This is a genomic window from Agrobacterium radiobacter (assembly GCF_040801995.1).
Classification (GTDB): Bacteria; Pseudomonadota; Alphaproteobacteria; order Rhizobiales; family Rhizobiaceae; genus Agrobacterium; species Agrobacterium radiobacter.
Map to the genome: position 1 here is coordinate 1,221,132 of NZ_JBEGHX010000002.1, position 15,672 is coordinate 1,236,803.

The following is a 15,672-nucleotide window of genomic DNA, read 5'->3' on the forward strand; positions in this document are numbered from 1 at the left end:
TTACAAACTCACACATCGTTAAAAATCGCTGAAGCGTGTGAATTTGTCATTTGTCGTGATGTTGCGCTGCAAAAAGACGGGTGACTTTACCTCGCCGCGGTGAATGAAAACCTCGCGGCGAGGGCGCTTAACGGCGGAAATGAGGCGCATTTTTCCGCTATATTTCTAACCTTGGGTTGCAGTGTCCCGCATACGCCGCGATTTGACCATGCCTAAGATTTTCCCAAGCAGCGCGCGTTCGGTGAGCAGGATCAGCACCCCGTAGATGACGCCGCCCACGGCTGCGCCGATGAGAACCTGAAGGGTGGCACTGGGAATGCGCTCAGCCAGAACGTGAAGCAGATAACGCACCGCAACGGCCATCACGAGTGCCGCGATCATCGGCCTGCTGCTGACATAAAGGCCGCGGAAGAACGGTGTGTCGCTCGCCTTGAACACCGCCCAGGAATAGGCGACCAGCGTTACCGCATTGACGATGCAGAGCCAGACCATGGCGTCGATCAGCGTGCCGTAAAGTGCTGCGAGCCACACTGCCACCGTGGTGACGATGGCGCGGATCGTCGCCGACCAGAACAATACGCGGCCGTAACCTGCACCCTTCAGGTAGGGGATGAAGGTGCTGCATGGTGTCAGAATGGCCTTCGATAGCGCCAGCAGGCCGAGAACCGGCCAGGCATAGGCCCAGTTCTGCCCGAAGATGACAAGCATGGCGGGCTCGGCCACGGCCCAGAGGCCGAACATCATCGGCGCCAAGAGCACGGTCAGAACCTGCGTGCTGAACATCAGTGCATCACGACGGCGCTGCGGATCGTCCATCATGCGGCTGAAGGCGGGAAACAGAACGCCCATGACGGCGGACAGAACCACCTGATTGGGAATGCTGGCGAAACGATTGGAGGCGGAATAGGCGCCGGCATCCGCCAGACCCAGGTGTCGGGCAATGACCACCATCGGTGACTGGAAGGTGACGAAATTGGCGATTTCCGATCCCATCAGCCCCGAACTGAAGCCGAGAAGCGGCACGAGACGGCGCGGTTTCATGACGAAACGCGGGCAGTAGCGGGAAACGGCATACAGCCCGACAAGCCGGATGAGGGCGGCGGCGAAAAGCTGAATGATGAGCGCCCAGACGCCGAAGCCGAGAAGGGCGAGCACCACGGCGACAACCGCGGCGATGCTTTCCGACGCCATGCTCCAAAGCGCGTCCTTGCTGAAATTCATGCGCCGGGCGAGCAGCGAATAGGCAACATCGCCAGCAAGCTGCAGCGGAATGAGGAAGGCCATGATGCGCAGCAGATAGGCGCTTTCCACTGCACCCAGCAGCCCGCCGAAAAACTCCGCCCAGATGTAGAGGACGGCAGCCATGGTGCAGGAGATCGCCAGATTGGCCCAGAAGACGGTATGGATCGTTTCCATATCCTCTTCCTTTTCGACGATGAGGGCAGAGGTGAGCCCCGCGCCGGCGATCATGGTCAGAAACTGTACAACCGTTAGTCCTACCGCCACCACCCCGAATTCCTCCGGGGAAAGCAACCGTGCGAGAATGGGGACCGTGACAAATTTAAGCCCGAATGTCCCTGTTTTTGATAAAACGCTCCAGCCGACATTCGTGGTGATGGTCTTTACATTTGGCGCTGGGGGCATACAAGCATCCTGTTTCTGGAGGCCGGCGGGAGGAAGCCGGTTGGGAGTTGCCGATACCATCGGGGCCGCTTTTAGGATCGGGCCCGACACTTCTTGATCAACGCAAGGGGCGAAACAATGGCAAGATTTACTGTCGTCATTCCCTACTACCAAAAGCAGCACGGTATCTTGGGACGTGCACTCGCATCGGTTTTTGCGCAGACTTACCAGGACTTCGATCTTGTCATCGTCGATGACGAATCGCCATACCCGATCGATCAGGAACTTGCGGAAATTTCGCAGGAACAGAAAGACCGGATTATCGTCATTAAACAGTCCAACGGCGGACCGGGCGGCGCCCGCAATACCGGTCTGGACAATGTCCCTGATGGCACCGACTATGTCGCCTTTCTGGATTCCGACGATATCTGGACACCCGATCATCTGCGCAATGCCGCCTTCGCGCTTCAGACCTATGGCGGCGAGTGCTACTGGGCCTCAATGCAGGCAAGTGACGAATTTTATTATCATTTCGCCATTTCCGAGCTGGAAAAAAATGAGGGTGCGGCAAGGCTTTCCGAGAAGCCGCTGGTGATCGAACTGCCGGATCTGGCAAGTGTCATGCTGCGCAACTGGAGCTTCCTGCATCTCTCCTGCATGGTGATCGGCCGTCCTCTTTTCGAGAAGATCCGCTTCGACCCGGCGCTGCGTCTGGCGGCGGAAGACGTGCTGTTTTTCTGTGATTCCATCCTCGCATCGAAGCGGACGCTTCTGTGTGACGATGCCGGCGCGATGCGTGGCATGGGCGTCAATATCTTCCACAGCATCGACAATACCTCTCCGGAATTCCTGCGCCAGCAGTTCAATACCTGGGTGGCGCTCGATACGCTGGAGGGCCGTTTTTCACGCCGGCCGGACGATGTCGCCTCCATCGCTTCCTATAAAAACACGGCGCGCAAACAGGCGCTGTGGAGTCAGGCGGGCAATCTGAAACGGCGCAAGGCGCCCGAATTCGGACTGCTTCTGAAATGGGCGATGCGCGATCCCGCACTGCTGCGTGCTGCTTTCGAACTCGGTGCCGGAAAAATCGTCCGCTCGAGATGAGCGAATTCTCGCCCACAAGAATTTATATGTTTTTCACCCAGGAGTGACCTCATGAAACCTTACCACTGGGAATCTCATCACGGCAATTTCGGTGACGATCTCAACCTGTGGCTGTGGGACTTTCTGCTTCCGGGCCTGCGCGATGTGCATGACGATGTCATGCTGGTCGGCGTCGGCACCGTGCTGAACGATGTTCTTTTGCCCGCAAAGCAGCGCAAGCTGGTGATCGGCAGCGGCTATGGTTATGGCGCAGTGCCGGATACCAGCACCGAGTTCTGGGATATTCGCTGTGTGCGCGGCGACAAAACCGCCGCCAAGCTCGGGCTCGCCCCTGAAAAGGGCATTGTCGACCCGGCTGTCATGGTCACCGAGATGCCTGACTTCAAAGGCCTGCCGAAGCTCTACAGGAAGACCTTCGTTCCCCATTGGGAATCGGCGGAATTCGGCATGTGGGAAACGGTCTGCGAACCGGCGGGGCTAACCTATCTCGACCCGCGCGGCGAGGCGAAAGCGGTCATCTGCGCCATCGCCCAGTCGGAATTCATCGTCGCCGAATCCATGCATGGCGCAATCCTTGCCGATGCCTTCCGCGTGCCGTGGGTCGCGGTCAGCACCTCGCCGTCGATCAACAGCTTCAAATGGAGCGACTGGGCCGGCAGCGTGGGTGTCGAATATCAGCCGCGCTACGTGCCGGTTTCAACCCGCGCCGAGGCGGCGAAAAAGGGCTCGCGCTTCTGGGGCATGAGTTTCCCGCCGCCGCCAGGCCCGGTCATTGCCGAGACCGGTTCCGTTCTGATGCATGGGGGCCCGGCGCATGAGGGCGATGTGCTGGTGCGACCGCAGGAGACGCAGCCCCGATCCCTGCGCAAACTGGCCAAGCAGGTGCTGGCCGCGCCTTCCACACTGGCGCTCTGGCAGGCAAGCCGTGCGGAGCCGCGTCTCAGCCCGGATGGCCGGCTGGAGGAGCGCAAGGAGCGTTTCGCCGCCGTTCTGGAAACGGTGAAGCGGGACTATCTCTGAGGGTCCAAGATAGTCCGCGGCGGTGCTTCCTTTCGCGCCACGGATAAAGTGCAGCGGCACCTATGCGTTTGGCAAAGCGGAGCATCCGCAGGCCGTCACCCCGGGCTTGGCCCGGGGTCCAGCGCGATCAAGTTATTGATCGCGAAAGACTCTTTCACGGAGTAGGTGTGCCGTGGCTGGATGCCGGATCAAGTCCGGCATGACGGAGGAGGGAACGGCGGACTTGTCGTCGTTCTTGCGGCAGTGGGTTCTACCCTCACGAAACCGGCGTGCCATCCAGCAGATAACGAACATCCCGCACTGGCAACGGTTTGCGGAAGCGCGCGGTCTTGTCGGTCCAGATGCCGCGCGTGATGGCGGGCAGGGCGGGCAGCCGCGTCAGGGCGTGGCTCAGCGCACCGCCCATGCCCTTCTGCTTTTTCGCATCGAGAAAATGACGGAGCTCGAATTTGGCGCGGATATGTTTTTCATGTTCGCGCAGGATCGCCGTTTCCTCTGCCGAGAGCCGGCAACCGGCGAGAATGGCCTTATCCGCCTCATATAGGCGGCGAAGATCTTCGGTGCGGTGACGGCCGCTCAGCGAGTTGCCGCGCACGATCGCGCCGTAACCGCAATGGCGGATGACCTTGTAACGTGCACCGGCGGCCAGCGCCCGCACGTAAAGTTCGTAGTCCTCGCCAAGCCGCAGGCCGTCATCGTAACGCAATGCATGTTTGTCGAGAAAAGCGCGGCGTATCACCGGTTTCAGAAAGCCGGTCTCCCCGCGCTCCACACCGGGCCTGGAAATATTACCTTCCACAAATTCCGTGAGCGACAGAAACCGCGCCTGCGGTTCGAAACGGACCGGCTGCATGGAGGATGCGCCGGGGACCGATTGCTGGATGAAGGCAATATTGTCGGCCACGAGATCCCAGTCGTCATCGGCCAGCATGGCGGCGAAACGACCCCGGAAAAAGAAGTCGTCCGCATCGAGAATGCTGATCAACGGCGCGGATGAAATCGAGATGGCGTGGTTGCGCGCGGCCGAAGGGCCGCGATTGACATCGAATCGCACGACCCGCAGACGGCCCGTGCCATCATCCGCCGCATGCGCCACATCGCTCGTCGTATCGGTGGAACCGTCGTCGATAACCACGACTTCCCCGACCTCCGGCTCCACAAGGGCGGAGCGGATGGCTATATCGATCGTTTCGGATGCATTTTTCGCAGCGATGATGACGCAAATGGGCTGTGAACCACTCACCATGTGTTGTCCTTCTGCTTTGACCAACCGTCAGGATTTGGCCAGCAGAAAGTGTCAGGCGTGTGGATGCAAGCGATTTTTTTGCGACGCAATAAAAGAAGCTGCGTAAAAACTCACATATCGGTCAGTTTGGCGCCATGCGGCGGCGGGCTTTTTACGGCGTCCGCCTGTATTGCCTCGGTGCCACGGTCCCCCGCGAAGGTTTCCCGCATGCGCCGTTTTTCCCGGGCGACCAGAACAAGAATCCCAATAAAATAACCGACTTGCAGAATGACCGCACAGATGAGGGTCTGGATGAATGCCGTATAGAAGGAGCCGTGGATGAAATATGTCGCAACCGCAAAGGCAAGCAATGCACCGATCATGCTGAAAAAAACACGAGGTGCATACATGGTGCTCTCCTCCCGAGAACGATTTCTCCATTTTTGACTGCGCTGCGGCATTTTTTTTCTTTGCAAGAAATATACGATGAGACCGGTGCTGTTTCAACACACATATACTTCTTCTAACGGTTGCGGCATGAAATTTCGGTAATCTTGATTGGTAAATTCCTCGGTAATTGCTGACTTCCCCCGATCGGGGCTGCCTTACCATGCGATTCCATGCTTTTGAGAGGCATAAAAGCCTTCTCTTGCGGCCATTGCTCGCTGTCTTACGTCCTCTGCAGACTTCGTTAACCATCTCGCCTTTAAAAAGTCGGTATTGATTCCTCAGCAAGAGCAAGGTGCCCGCGTGACAACGAGTTCAGAAGTAATAGCCTTTCCGGCAAAGAACCGTATTGCCGACGTTAAACGATGTGCAACCATGCTCGACCGGCTGCATGGTGTGGAGGCGAATGATTTCTGGCGCAGGGAGTGCCGTGAACTGGCCGCCTATCTGACGGAACTCGGTTATGAGGACGCCGCTATGCGGCGTGAAGTCATGGAGTTTCAAAATGCGGTGCAGGCGGAATTGTGGGCGGGTGACGCCACACCCGAGGCACGCCGAGACAGCCATTGAAGCCTCAGGGTTTTCCATAAAAAAGCCGGCGGGTGACAGACCCGCCGGCTTTTTTGTTCGTGTCCGTTTGATCAGGAGGCGCCGGCGCCGCGTGTGCGGGCAACGCCGTCAAGTGCAGGCTTGTATTTCGGGTCGAGCCGGGCCGCATGCCCATAGGACTTGGCGGCCTTGGCCATCTCGCCGCGCCGCTCATAGACGAGCGCCTGGTTGGCCCAGGATTCTGCCACATTACCGTCAAGCGAAATGGCGTGGTTGAAATCCGCGAAGGCGTTTTCGTCGTCATTGAGTGCGACGTAAGAAAGGCCGCGGCCGTTATAGGGCTCCGGCGATGTCGACGACAGCGAGATCGCCTTGGAGAAGTCTTCGATGGCCTGGGCATGCTGGTTGCGCAGCTGGTAGATCAGGCCGCGATTGTGCCAGGCGCGTCCGTCGGTGGTTTCAAGCTCGATGGCGCGGGAGAAATCGTTGAAAGCTTCGTTCACGCGTCCGGACTGGCGGTAAAGATTGCCACGGCCGATCAGCGCCACGTCATAGCTCGGATTGATCTGCAGGGCGGCGTTGTAGTCCTGCAAGGCCTGCTGCTGCTGTCCGCTATTGCGGTAAACCAATGCGCGGTTGGCGTAGGCCTGGTAAAAGCGCGGGTTCAGCTGCAGCGCCTTGTTGAAATCCTCGATGGCGCGGCGCGAATCGCCGGCGCGGCCGTAAGCCGAGCCACGGACATTGTAGCCTTCGGGATCCTGCGGATTGGCGTTGATGACCGAGGTGAGCGAGGCGATATTTTCCTGCGAACCCTGGGCGCGGTCGATCCGGAACACATCTTCCGTCTGGTTGGATGTCGCGCAGCCGGAAAGACCGGCAAGGACGGTACAGATGACCAGAGAAGCGCGGAACCCTCTGTTGTTTTTCAATGGCACCCGGCGCGTGGAGGCATCGGAGTTTTTCACAACACAGGCGTCGACAGCGATCATTCGGTGTGGGTTCCCTCGCAGGCCGGTCTCACGATCATTCTCAAGAACATTCTCCGGCCACAAACACAAAGAGCGGCGGCGAATTGATCGCCCCCGCCCAACAAGCATTCAAAAACGTCCAAAAGACGGCCTATTAACGGCCTGCGCGGGGGCCTGCAACCAGACCTTCGCGCTGTGCACGCTTGCGTGCCAGCTTGCGAACGCGGCGAACGGCTTCAGCCTTTTCGCGGGCGCGCTTCTGGGAGGGCTTTTCGTAATAATCGCGCATTTTCATTTCACGGAAAATGCCTTCGCGCTGCATCTTTTTCTTCAGGGCGCGGAGCGCCTGATCAACGTTATTGTCGCGGACTAGTACCTGCACGTTAAACCCGTTCCTTTAGTTTGGTTATCTTGCTGTGTGAATAAAGGCATTCACACGCAAACAAAAAATGGTTCGTCCGGCTGTCGAGCTGGGCGATTGGTGACGTGCAATAACAGATCATTTGCAGCAAGTCCAGCCGCTAGCGCATAATCAACCAGCAAAATGCGGCCTGCCCGGAATTCCGCCTGCGATGTCGAAACAAAATCATTGCGACGTCGCAAAATGAATATTGCCTCCCATCCCGATTTGCCATGTGTATGATACGGGCCGGAACTATGTTTACGGCCTCTGGCCGGTTCTTGAGGAGCAGACTGCGAATGCGCAAATATTCCGTTTTTGCCGTGGCGCGTGAGGCGTTGCGGGGTCATAAAGGGTGGGATGCGCAATGGGCTTCACCCGAGCCGCGCAAGGATTATGATGTCGTCATCATCGGCGGCGGCGGGCATGGGCTCGGAGCGGCCTATTACCTTGCCAAGGAACACGGCATTACCAATGTCGCAGTTCTGGAAAAAGGCTGGCTCGGCGGCGGCAATACCGGCCGCAACACCACCATCATCCGCTCCAATTATCTCTATGAAGAGAGCATGGATATTTACGAGCATTCCCTGAAACTGTGGGAAGGCTTGAGCCAGGATCTCAATTACAACGTCATGTATTCGGCGCGCGGCGTGATGATGCTGTCGCACAATATCCATGATCGGCAGTCCTTCAGCCGCCATATCAATGCCAACCGTCTTTATGGCATCGACAATGAATGGCTGACGCCGGAGCAGGCGAAAGCCTATTGCCCGCCGCTCGATATATCCGGCAATGCGCGTTACCCGATCAATGGTGCAGCCCTTCAGCGTCGCGGCGGCACGGCCCGCCACGATGCGGTAGCCTGGGGTTATGCGCGCGCGGCTTCAGACCGCGGCGTGCACATCATCCAGAATTGTGAGGTCACGGGCATTCGCCGCGGGCCTGATGGCGCGGTGACGGGCGTGGAGACCAATCGCGGTTTCATTGGCGCGAAAAAAATCGGTGTTTCCGCCGCCGGTCATTCCTCGGTCATCATGAAGATGGCGGACGTGCGTGTTCCCCTGCATTCCAACCCGCTGCAGGCGCTGGTGTCGGAACCGCTAAAGCCTATCTTCCCCTGTGTCGTCATGTCCAACACGGTGCATGCCTATATCTCGCAGTCCGACAAGGGCGAGCTGGTTATCGGCGCTGGCACGGACCAATATAACTCCTATTCGCAGACCGGCGGCCTGCAGATCATCACCCACACGCTCGACGCCATCTGCGAGCTGTTCCCGATCTTCCGCCGCGTCAAGATGATGCGGCAATGGGGCGGGATCACCGACAACACGCCTGATCGTTCCGCTATCCAGAGCGTGACGCCGGTGCAGAACCTCTTCGTCAATTGCGGCTGGGGCACGGGCGGTTTCAAGGCGACGCCGGGTTCGGCCAATCTCTTCGCGCATCTCATCGCCCGTGGCGAACCGCATCGCCTGGCGGCGGGGCTAACGCTTGACCGCTTCCGCACCGGCCGTCTTATCGACGAGGCTGCCGCTGCCGCGGTGGCGCATTGATGCTGGCGGCGGCTATGCTTGCGCTCAATATATCTGGCGCGGCTGCAGCCGTGCCCGCCGGCAGCGTCATTCCCGAGGCTAAGGATTTCCGCAGCCAGAAGATTGCGAAAATGCAGGGTGAGAAAGACTGGCCCTTCGTGGCGGAAAAGGGCCTGCTTCTCTGCGCGCCGAGCCTTACGACGAAGATGGTTTATTTCGTCGGCGAGCAGGACGACGGTAAGCAGGACTACCCCTTCGCGATCGACACCGACATGATGGCGGTTGCCATCGTCAATATGGGCCGGGCCTCGGCGCTGAGGCCATTCGATAATTTCGAGCAACTTTTAAAGCGGCTTTCTCCGTTCGTTTCGATGGGCAGACGGCTGTGTGACCAACCCGCCGGAACAGCGCTTCCGGAAAATTCTCTCTAGGTGGAGCGACGATGCTTCTGATCCATTGCCCCTATTGCGGGGAAGACCGTTCCGAACTGGAATTCCGCTGGGCGGGCGAAGCCCACATTGCCCGGCCGGAAAACATCGCCGATATTTCCGACGAGGCCTTCGCGGAGTATTTCTTCATCCGCGACAATGACAAGGGCCTCGTTTTCGAGCGCTGGCGTCACATTCACGGCTGCGGCCGCTTCTTCAACGCCGCCCGCGATTCGGTGAGCGACAAATTCCTGATGACCTACAAGGCGGGTGAACCGAAACCCGATGCTGAAACGGTCCTTTCCGCAGAAAAGGGAGCCGGGAAATGAGCGGCGATTATCGTATCAAGGGCGCTGGCCGTCTGACCCCCGCCAGAACCGCACGCTTCACCTTCGACGGCAAGATCTATCCGGCGCTGGAGGGCGACACGGTCGCGTCAGCGCTTCTGGCAAATGGCGTGCATCTGATCGGCCGCTCGTTCAAATATCACCGGCCGCGTGGTTTCCTTTCCGCCGGACCGGAAGAGCCGAATGCGCTGATCGATGTCTCACGCGACAGCCTGCGCAAGCAGCCCAATGTGCGCGCCACGGTTCAGGAGGTTTTCGACGGCGCGATCATCGCCTCGCAGAACCGTTTCCCGTCGCTGTCCTTCGATCTGAGCGCTATCAACGATCTTCTGTCGCCGATGTTCGCGGCCGGTTTCTATTATAAGACCTTCATGTGGCCGAAGGCTGCCTGGCACAAGATTTACGAACCGCTGATCCGTCGCGCCGCCGGTCTCGGCAAGGCGCCGGGCGAACCGGATGCGGATCACTATTCCGGTCGTTATGCCCATTGCGACGTGCTGGTCGCCGGCGCCGGCGTTGCCGGCCTGACGGCGGCGCTCGCTGCTGCAAAGACCGGGGCCAGCGTCATTCTGGTGGATGAAAATGCCGAAGTTGGCGGCGCGCTGCGTTTCGATACCGGTGCAGCCATCGATGGTCTGCCCGGTTATGAATGGGCGCAGAAGGTTTTCGCCGAACTGAAAGCCCTGCCCAATGTGCGGGTTCTGACGCGCACCACCGCCTTTGGTTATTACAACCACAATTTCGTCGCGCTGGCCGAGCGCGTGACCGACCATCTCGCCACGCCCGCCAGACACCAGCCGCGTGAGCGGCTGTGGCAAGTGCGTGCGAAGAAGATCGTGCTCGCGGCGGGCGCAATCGAGCGCCACATGGTCTTCGCTAACAATGACCGCCCGGGCATCATGCTGGCTGCGGCCGCCCGCACCTACCTCAACCATTATGGTGTGGCCGTCGGCCATAATGTCGGGGTCTACACCGCCCATGATTCGGCCTATGAGACGGCCTTCGATCTCAAGAAGGCGGGGGTGAAGATCGCCGCCATCGTCGATTGCCGCGAGAACCCGGATCAGCGCCTGCTGGACGAAGCACGGGCGCTCGGCATTGAAGTGCTGGCGGGTCACAGTGTTTACAACACCGCCGGCCGCCTGCGCGTCTCCTCGATGACCGTTGGCCGCAATGGCGGCTCCAACAAGCGCAAGATCGCCATCGATGCGCTTGTCGTTTCCGCCGGCTGGACACCCTCGGTGCATCTCTTCTCGCAATCGCGCGGCAAGCTGAAGTTTGACGCGGCTAACCAGCGTTTCCTGCCGGATATCCATGTGCAGAACTGCGTTTCCATCGGCGCCTGCAACGGCACGGATGATCTTTCCGCGATCATTGCCGAAGCGGCAGCTGCCGGTGGCGGTTCGGTGGCGTTTTCCGGCGAGAATGCGCGCGCCTGGACGGGCGGCATGATCGGTGCCGCCGAAGGCGCGGGTGAGGGCACCGGCGTCAAGGCCTTCATCGATTTCCAGCACGATGTCTGCGCCAAGGATATTCGCCTTGCCGTGCGCGAAGGCATGCATTCGGTCGAGCATATCAAGCGCTTCACCACCAACGGCATGGCGTCGGATCAGGGCAAGATGTCCAACATGCATGGTCTCGCCATCGCATCGGAGGCACTTGGGCGGGATTTGCCCAAGGTTGGTCTCACCACCTTCCGCCAGCCCTATACGCCGGTCACCTTCGGCACGCTCATCAACCATTCGCGTGGCGCGCTGTTTGACCCCACCCGCAAGACGCCGATGCACGAGGAAGAGCTTGCGGCCGGCGCGGTGTTCGAGGATGTCGGCAACTGGAAACGCGCCTGGTTCTTCCCGCGGGCGGGCGAGGACATGCATGAGGCGATCAACCGCGAATGCAAGACGGTGCGTGAGAGCGTCGGGGTGTTCGATGCCTCCACGCTCGGCAAGATCGAGGTGGTCGGCCCGGATGCGGCGAAGTTCCTGAACCTTATCTACACCAATGCCTGGGATACTCTGAAACCCGGCCGCTGCCGTTATGGCATCATGACCCGTGAAGACGGTTTCGTTTACGATGACGGTGTTGTCGGCCGTCTTGCCGAAGACCGGTTCCATGTCACGACCACGACGGGCGGCGCGCCCCGCGTTCTCCAGCACATGGAAGATTATCTCCAGACCGAATTCCCCGATCTCGACGTCTGGCTCACCTCGGCAACCGAACAGTGGGCTGTCATTGCCGTGCAGGGGCCGAAGGCGCGGGAAGTCATCGCGCCCTTCGTTGAGGGTATCGATCTGTCGCCGGAAGCCTTCCCGCATATGGCGGTAGCCGAAGGCAAGTTCTGCGGTGTGCCAACGCGCCTCTTCCGCGTCTCCTTCACCGGCGAACTCGGCTTCGAAATCAATGTGCCGGCCGATTATGGCGCCGCCGTCTGGAGTGCGATCCGCGACAGGGCGGAAGCCGTCGGCGGCTGCCTTTATGGCACCGAAACCATGCATATCCTGCGTGCCGAGAAGGGTTACATCATCGTAGGGCAGGATACGGACGGAACGGTGACACCTGACGATGCCGGGCTTGCCTGGGCCGTTTCGAAAAAGAAGACGGATTTCGTCGGTATCCGCGGGCTGAAACGCCCCGATCTCACGCGCTCCGGCCGTAAGCAGCTTGTTGGCCTGAAGACCAAGGACCGGCTGACCGTTCCGGATGAGGGCGGCCAGATCGTCGTTGATCCGAACCAGCCGAAACCGATGACCATGCTCGGCCATGTCACCTCCGCCTACTGGTCGGAAAATCTCGGCCATTCCATCGCTTTTGCGCTGGTGGCGGATGGCAGGGCGCGCATGGGCGAAACGCTCTATATTCCACTTGCCGATAAAACCATTGCCGTCGAAGTGACCGACATGGTCTTCCTCGACAAGGAAGGAGCCCGTCTCAATGGCTGACATGCTGCACGCAAAACGCAAATCCGTGCTTGAGGATTTTCACGGCGGCTCTCCCTTCGTATCGCTCAAGCCTGCGGCTTCCGCCTCGCGGCTGTCGCTACGCGCACGGGAAAGCGCCGTACCGGCGCTGTCCGAAGCGCTCGGTCTTGCGCTGCCCACCAGCCCGAAGAGTTCCGTCACGTCGGGCCTGCGTTCCGCCCTGTGGATTGGGCCGGATGAATGGCTGGTGATTGATCAGGGCGAAAGCGACCTGATGGCAGCGCTCGCCAATGTTGCGGGCCTGTTTTCGGCAACCGATGTTTCCCACCGCAACACGGCCGTCATCGTCTCCGGCGCTGGCGCGGAAGCAGCGCTCAATGCCGGCTGCCCGCAGGACCTTTCTCACGCAAAATTCCCTGTCGGCGCTTGCTCACGCACCGTCTTCGGCAAGGCGGAAGTGGTGCTGCTGCGCACCGCGGACGATACGTTCCGGGTGGAATGCTGGCGCTCCTTTGCCGAATATGTCGGCGGGCTGCTGCAGGAGGCGGCGGCGGACGTGGCGGTTTAGACTCTTCAAGCGCTTTAAAAAGAGAGCGGCTTATATCTGTCTGAAGACATGGAGTTTTTAAAGCCAAAGTCAGGCAGGGTGTTTAATTTAGAGGGTTTGGACATATGCAACGCCGGCTTCCAGTGCATCTTTGAACTTTAGGCGTTGACGATAACTGGCAAGAAAACCGGCTTTTACGGCATTTCCGCGCTCGTCCGGCGTGCCGTGGTGCCCGGGATTATCAACTGCGTGATCTCCCACGCTGAATTGTGCCTGGGCGATAACCGCTGCCGGGAAATTTGCGTTATCTAGCTTGCGGTTGCCCGCAAAATATCCCGCTAGATAGTCCGCATGTAGCTCTATTCTTTTTACGGTCGGCTGCCCGCGCAATCGGTCGTCTATTCCATATTTATATTGTGCGATATGCCCGAACTCATGAGCGCATACGGCTGCGATGTAAGCGGCGGGATAGGCTGGCTGATTGAGAAATTCCTGTAGAAAACGTAGGCCAAAAAGAACCGTACCGTCCGAGCGCCCCATATAGTTGGCCGAACTGGCATAGGCATTTTTCCCCTTCGCGTCGTCGAGATAAGTGAAGCCGGGCAGGACATCGAAAAGATTACTGAGATAGTTCAGGGTCTGCGCCAGCGCGTAGTCGAAGTCTTTGTCTCCAGACGTGGCGATTGGAGCCTGGCCGTCGACGTAGGAGAACTCCATCGTTTTGTTATCCGTTTCGGATGCAATCTCCGAGGCGGTTAGCGTGCATCCGTTATATGTCTGGCATCGGCATATCCCGGGTAGTGCGAGGCTTGCGCCGCATCCGACAATAAGACTGCGTCTCGTAATCATGGCGTTCACCTCAGGGGCAAAGTTCGGGAAATTTTTGACAGGCCTGATTATCCGAAGGTGGTTTTGGCACCGGATTCGGTGTGGGATTCGGGTTGGGATTGGGATTGGGATTTGGCGTCGGATTCGGAGTCGGGTTTGGATTTGGGTTTCCACCAGGCACCGAATTGAACTGAAAATTCTCAAATCTCTGCGTCATTTGAGAAAATGCAAGCTGCCAATCCGCATATCCATTCTGATGAACGGTCCGGCAAGTCAAAAAACTGCCCAACGGAAGTACATTTTCCCCGCCTATCATAACGTTATGAACAGGTCCAAGTTGTACTAGGGGTAGATAGCGACCTGTTCCACCAGTTTGTTGAAAAATTGCAAATAGTGCATGCTGCCCAAATGCAGATTGCAGTTGTGGCCCTCCCATCTGCAGTAAGGTGGCAATGTTTGCGCACGCATTCATGGCGGCTTGCGATCCCATTTGTTGCTGGGCGAGCACCGGGGTCGAAATTAACGTCCAAAACATAAGAATATTTATGATTTTTGGGGTTTTGATACGCAATTAGAATCCCCCTCTAGATAAGGTCTCAAGAAGAGGAGCATGGTTGTATTCATTTTACAAGTACTAGTTGGATTTTGGGCGATCTCTTCGTCTAAATTTTTTTGCCCTTATTTCCAGCCCCGCCATTGCACCCATCGCCCATGGAAATCGGCGCGGCCGATTTCCTGCTTCTCGCCGGTCGGCCAGATTTGCAGGGTAATGGCGGCACTGCCGGACGTCGCATCCGCCTCCATTTGCAGGCGGGCAAGCGGGGCCTCCAGCGTGGCACGGGTTCCGGCCTCGGCGATCAGTGCCTCGCCTGCCTGTTTCAAGGGATCGGGCAGATATTGCCAGGCGACGGTATGATAGACGACGTGGGCAGTACCCGGATATTGCGTGGCAAGGCGGCGTTTCAGCCAGTCTACGGCGTCGGCCTTTTCGACCTGCAGGCCGTTCTCCACCGCAATCCGTAATGCGGCGGCGGTACGCTCCAGACGGTCGGTCTGGTCGGCCCAGACATAGGACATCAGGCGCAGACGATCCTCGGCCGATGACGGATCGAGCGGGTTGAGATCGCAGCCGGCGCGCTCGATAACCTCGATCCGCCCATGGGGTGGGGTATTGCCGCGCCATTCTGGTGACAGGATAACATCGGATTGTTCGCCCCAGGTGAGTTTGCCGAGGTGATATTGGTAACGGTCGAATTGCAGGTTGAGGCCGGCGCTGGCTCCCACTTCGGAAAGCACCAGCGGTTTGCCGGTCAATTCCGCAATCGAAAGAAAGCCCGGCAGCAGCACGGCGGAACGGCGAACCTCGTTGGTCTGCGGTGGTGATTTCAACCTTTCAAGGATGAAGGCGGAATGAAAACGCAGGGCGCTGGCGCAAGCCTGCCAGAGAGCCTCCTCGTCTTCCGGCGGGATATCGACAAGCGGCGCGATCTTTTCCTTGATGGCAAGCGCATGCAGGGCGCCCGCCAACCGCAGGGGAACGGAATCGCCGGAGGGGCCGACATCGCCGGGCCAGGATAAAATCCGCTCGCCCACCTCCGTCTGGCGGTCGAGCCTTGCTGCCACCGCGCGGCATAGCCGTGCGGTAAAGGGCGAGCCAAGGCTGTCGCAGGCTCTTGCCTGCACGAGAAACGCATTCCTTACGGCTTCGTCATGCATGCGCTCTCTCCCTTGCGGCG

At 58.9% G+C, this 15,672-nt stretch carries 16 protein-coding genes; 8 read left to right on the plus strand and 8 right to left on the minus strand.

The genetic code is table 11. The features are described 5' to 3' along the window. Positions 1-165: 165 nt before the first annotated feature. Complete coding sequence (locus tag MRBLRC7O_RS19460; RefSeq protein WP_060723448.1) at positions 166-1,644, minus strand: lipopolysaccharide biosynthesis protein; 1,479 nt, start codon at positions 1,642-1,644, stop codon at positions 166-168. 117 nt (positions 1,645-1,761) lie between these two features. Here MRBLRC7O_RS19460 and MRBLRC7O_RS19465 point away from each other — a divergent pair, with 117 nt between their 5' ends. Together MRBLRC7O_RS19465 and MRBLRC7O_RS19470 are read left to right on the plus strand one after the other, a co-directional pair. After that, positions 1,762-2,727 (plus strand): glycosyltransferase family A protein, encoded by a 966-nt coding sequence (locus MRBLRC7O_RS19465; protein WP_060723447.1) that lies wholly within the window; start codon positions 1,762-1,764, stop codon positions 2,725-2,727. A gap of 51 nt (positions 2,728-2,778) precedes the next feature. After that, on the plus strand, positions 2,779-3,747 hold the full coding sequence (locus MRBLRC7O_RS19470; protein ID WP_111820651.1) for a polysaccharide pyruvyl transferase family protein: 969 nt from the start codon (positions 2,779-2,781) through the stop codon (positions 3,745-3,747). Between the two features lie 256 nt (positions 3,748-4,003). On the opposite strand, the gene MRBLRC7O_RS19475 is transcribed toward MRBLRC7O_RS19470, so the two are convergent. Both MRBLRC7O_RS19475 and MRBLRC7O_RS19480 read right to left on the minus strand, forming a co-directional pair. After that, positions 4,004-4,993 carry a glycosyltransferase family 2 protein gene (locus MRBLRC7O_RS19475; RefSeq protein ID WP_107677762.1) on the minus strand — a complete coding sequence of 330 codons (990 nt, stop codon included), beginning with the start codon at positions 4,991-4,993 and terminating at the stop codon, positions 4,004-4,006. Between the two features lie 110 nt (positions 4,994-5,103). Continuing rightward, positions 5,104-5,382 (minus strand): exopolysaccharide production repressor protein, encoded by a 279-nt coding sequence (locus MRBLRC7O_RS19480; protein WP_003508530.1) that lies wholly within the window; start codon positions 5,380-5,382, stop codon positions 5,104-5,106. 340 nt (positions 5,383-5,722) lie between these two features. Between MRBLRC7O_RS19480 and MRBLRC7O_RS19485 the strand changes: the two genes are divergently transcribed. Next, positions 5,723-5,989 carry a DUF6074 family protein gene (locus MRBLRC7O_RS19485; RefSeq protein WP_020812422.1) on the plus strand — a complete coding sequence of 89 codons (267 nt, stop codon included), beginning with the start codon at positions 5,723-5,725 and terminating at the stop codon, positions 5,987-5,989. Positions 5,990-6,060: 71 nt separating this feature from the next. Here MRBLRC7O_RS19485 and MRBLRC7O_RS19490 read toward each other — a convergent pair whose 3' ends face one another. Together MRBLRC7O_RS19490 and rpsU are read right to left on the minus strand one after the other, a co-directional pair. Further along, positions 6,061-6,957, minus strand: coding sequence for a tetratricopeptide repeat protein (locus tag MRBLRC7O_RS19490; protein WP_020010033.1), 897 nt, complete (start codon positions 6,955-6,957; stop codon positions 6,061-6,063). A 133-nt stretch (positions 6,958-7,090) separates the two neighbouring features. Further along, entirely contained in the window at positions 7,091-7,318 is a 228-nt protein-coding gene (rpsU, locus tag MRBLRC7O_RS19495; RefSeq protein ID WP_003508541.1) for a 30S ribosomal protein S21, read from the minus strand. A gap of 317 nt (positions 7,319-7,635) precedes the next feature. Here rpsU and MRBLRC7O_RS19500 point away from each other — a divergent pair, with 317 nt between their 5' ends. Genes MRBLRC7O_RS19500 through MRBLRC7O_RS19520 form a run of 5 tightly spaced genes read left to right on the plus strand, consistent with a single transcriptional unit; the run spans position 7,636 to position 13,129 of the window. Beyond that, positions 7,636-8,889, plus strand: a complete 1,254-nt coding sequence (locus tag MRBLRC7O_RS19500; RefSeq protein WP_003508543.1) for a sarcosine oxidase subunit beta family protein — start codon at positions 7,636-7,638, stop codon at positions 8,887-8,889. Continuing rightward, positions 8,889-9,299 (plus strand): hypothetical protein, encoded by a 411-nt coding sequence (locus MRBLRC7O_RS19505; RefSeq protein ID WP_162690783.1) that lies wholly within the window; start codon positions 8,889-8,891, stop codon positions 9,297-9,299. Before MRBLRC7O_RS19500 ends, MRBLRC7O_RS19505 begins: the two co-directional genes overlap by 1 nt. A gap of 11 nt (positions 9,300-9,310) precedes the next feature. Then, positions 9,311-9,625, plus strand: a complete 315-nt coding sequence (locus tag MRBLRC7O_RS19510; protein WP_020809520.1) for a sarcosine oxidase subunit delta — start codon at positions 9,311-9,313, stop codon at positions 9,623-9,625. Beyond that, the gene (locus MRBLRC7O_RS19515) at positions 9,622-12,582 is read left to right on the plus strand and encodes a sarcosine oxidase subunit alpha (RefSeq protein WP_111820652.1); all 2,961 of its coding nucleotides are present in this window, start codon (positions 9,622-9,624) and stop codon (positions 12,580-12,582) included. The genes MRBLRC7O_RS19510 and MRBLRC7O_RS19515 overlap by 4 nt, the downstream gene beginning before the upstream one ends. Further along, positions 12,575-13,129 carry a sarcosine oxidase subunit gamma gene (locus tag MRBLRC7O_RS19520; protein ID WP_020809522.1) on the plus strand — a complete coding sequence of 185 codons (555 nt, stop codon included), beginning with the start codon at positions 12,575-12,577 and terminating at the stop codon, positions 13,127-13,129. The genes MRBLRC7O_RS19515 and MRBLRC7O_RS19520 overlap by 8 nt, the downstream gene beginning before the upstream one ends. Before the next feature lie 87 nt (positions 13,130-13,216). On the opposite strand, the gene MRBLRC7O_RS19525 is transcribed toward MRBLRC7O_RS19520, so the two are convergent. The 3 genes from MRBLRC7O_RS19525 to MRBLRC7O_RS19535 form a co-directional block, all read right to left on the minus strand. Next, positions 13,217-13,825 (minus strand): hypothetical protein, encoded by a 609-nt coding sequence (locus tag MRBLRC7O_RS19525; protein ID WP_003508557.1) that lies wholly within the window; start codon positions 13,823-13,825, stop codon positions 13,217-13,219. A 142-nt stretch (positions 13,826-13,967) separates the two neighbouring features. Then, the gene (locus MRBLRC7O_RS19530) at positions 13,968-14,507 is read right to left on the minus strand and encodes a hypothetical protein (protein WP_162690784.1); all 540 of its coding nucleotides are present in this window, start codon (positions 14,505-14,507) and stop codon (positions 13,968-13,970) included. A gap of 107 nt (positions 14,508-14,614) precedes the next feature. After that, a complete protein-coding gene (locus tag MRBLRC7O_RS19535; protein ID WP_111820653.1) occupies positions 14,615-15,652 on the minus strand; it encodes a DUF2332 domain-containing protein in 1,038 nt (345 codons plus the stop codon). Between the last annotated feature and the right edge of the window lie 20 nt (positions 15,653-15,672).

Excerpts from the sequence above, each read along its gene's own strand:
- MRBLRC7O_RS19460 (WP_060723448.1), bottom strand. The coding sequence starts at position 1,644 with ATGCCCCCAGCGCCAAATGTAAAGACCATCACCACGAATGTCGGCTGG.
- MRBLRC7O_RS19465 (WP_060723447.1), top strand. The coding sequence starts at position 1,762 with ATGGCAAGATTTACTGTCGTCATTCCCTACTACCAAAAGCAGCACGGT.
- MRBLRC7O_RS19470 (WP_111820651.1), top strand. The coding sequence starts at position 2,779 with ATGAAACCTTACCACTGGGAATCTCATCACGGCAATTTCGGTGACGAT.
- MRBLRC7O_RS19475 (WP_107677762.1), bottom strand. The coding sequence starts at position 4,993 with ATGGTGAGTGGTTCACAGCCCATTTGCGTCATCATCGCTGCGAAAAAT.
- MRBLRC7O_RS19480 (WP_003508530.1), bottom strand. The coding sequence starts at position 5,382 with ATGTATGCACCTCGTGTTTTTTTCAGCATGATCGGTGCATTGCTTGCC.
- MRBLRC7O_RS19490 (WP_020010033.1), bottom strand. The coding sequence starts at position 6,957 with ATGATCGCTGTCGACGCCTGTGTTGTGAAAAACTCCGATGCCTCCACG.
- MRBLRC7O_RS19500 (WP_003508543.1), top strand. The coding sequence starts at position 7,636 with ATGCGCAAATATTCCGTTTTTGCCGTGGCGCGTGAGGCGTTGCGGGGT.
- MRBLRC7O_RS19505 (WP_162690783.1), top strand. The coding sequence starts at position 8,889 with ATGCTGGCGGCGGCTATGCTTGCGCTCAATATATCTGGCGCGGCTGCA.
- MRBLRC7O_RS19510 (WP_020809520.1), top strand. The coding sequence starts at position 9,311 with ATGCTTCTGATCCATTGCCCCTATTGCGGGGAAGACCGTTCCGAACTG.
- MRBLRC7O_RS19515 (WP_111820652.1), top strand. The coding sequence starts at position 9,622 with ATGAGCGGCGATTATCGTATCAAGGGCGCTGGCCGTCTGACCCCCGCC.
- MRBLRC7O_RS19520 (WP_020809522.1), top strand. The coding sequence starts at position 12,575 with ATGGCTGACATGCTGCACGCAAAACGCAAATCCGTGCTTGAGGATTTT.
- MRBLRC7O_RS19525 (WP_003508557.1), bottom strand. The coding sequence starts at position 13,825 with ATGGAGTTCTCCTACGTCGACGGCCAGGCTCCAATCGCCACGTCTGGA.
- MRBLRC7O_RS19535 (WP_111820653.1), bottom strand. The coding sequence starts at position 15,652 with ATGCATGACGAAGCCGTAAGGAATGCGTTTCTCGTGCAGGCAAGAGCC.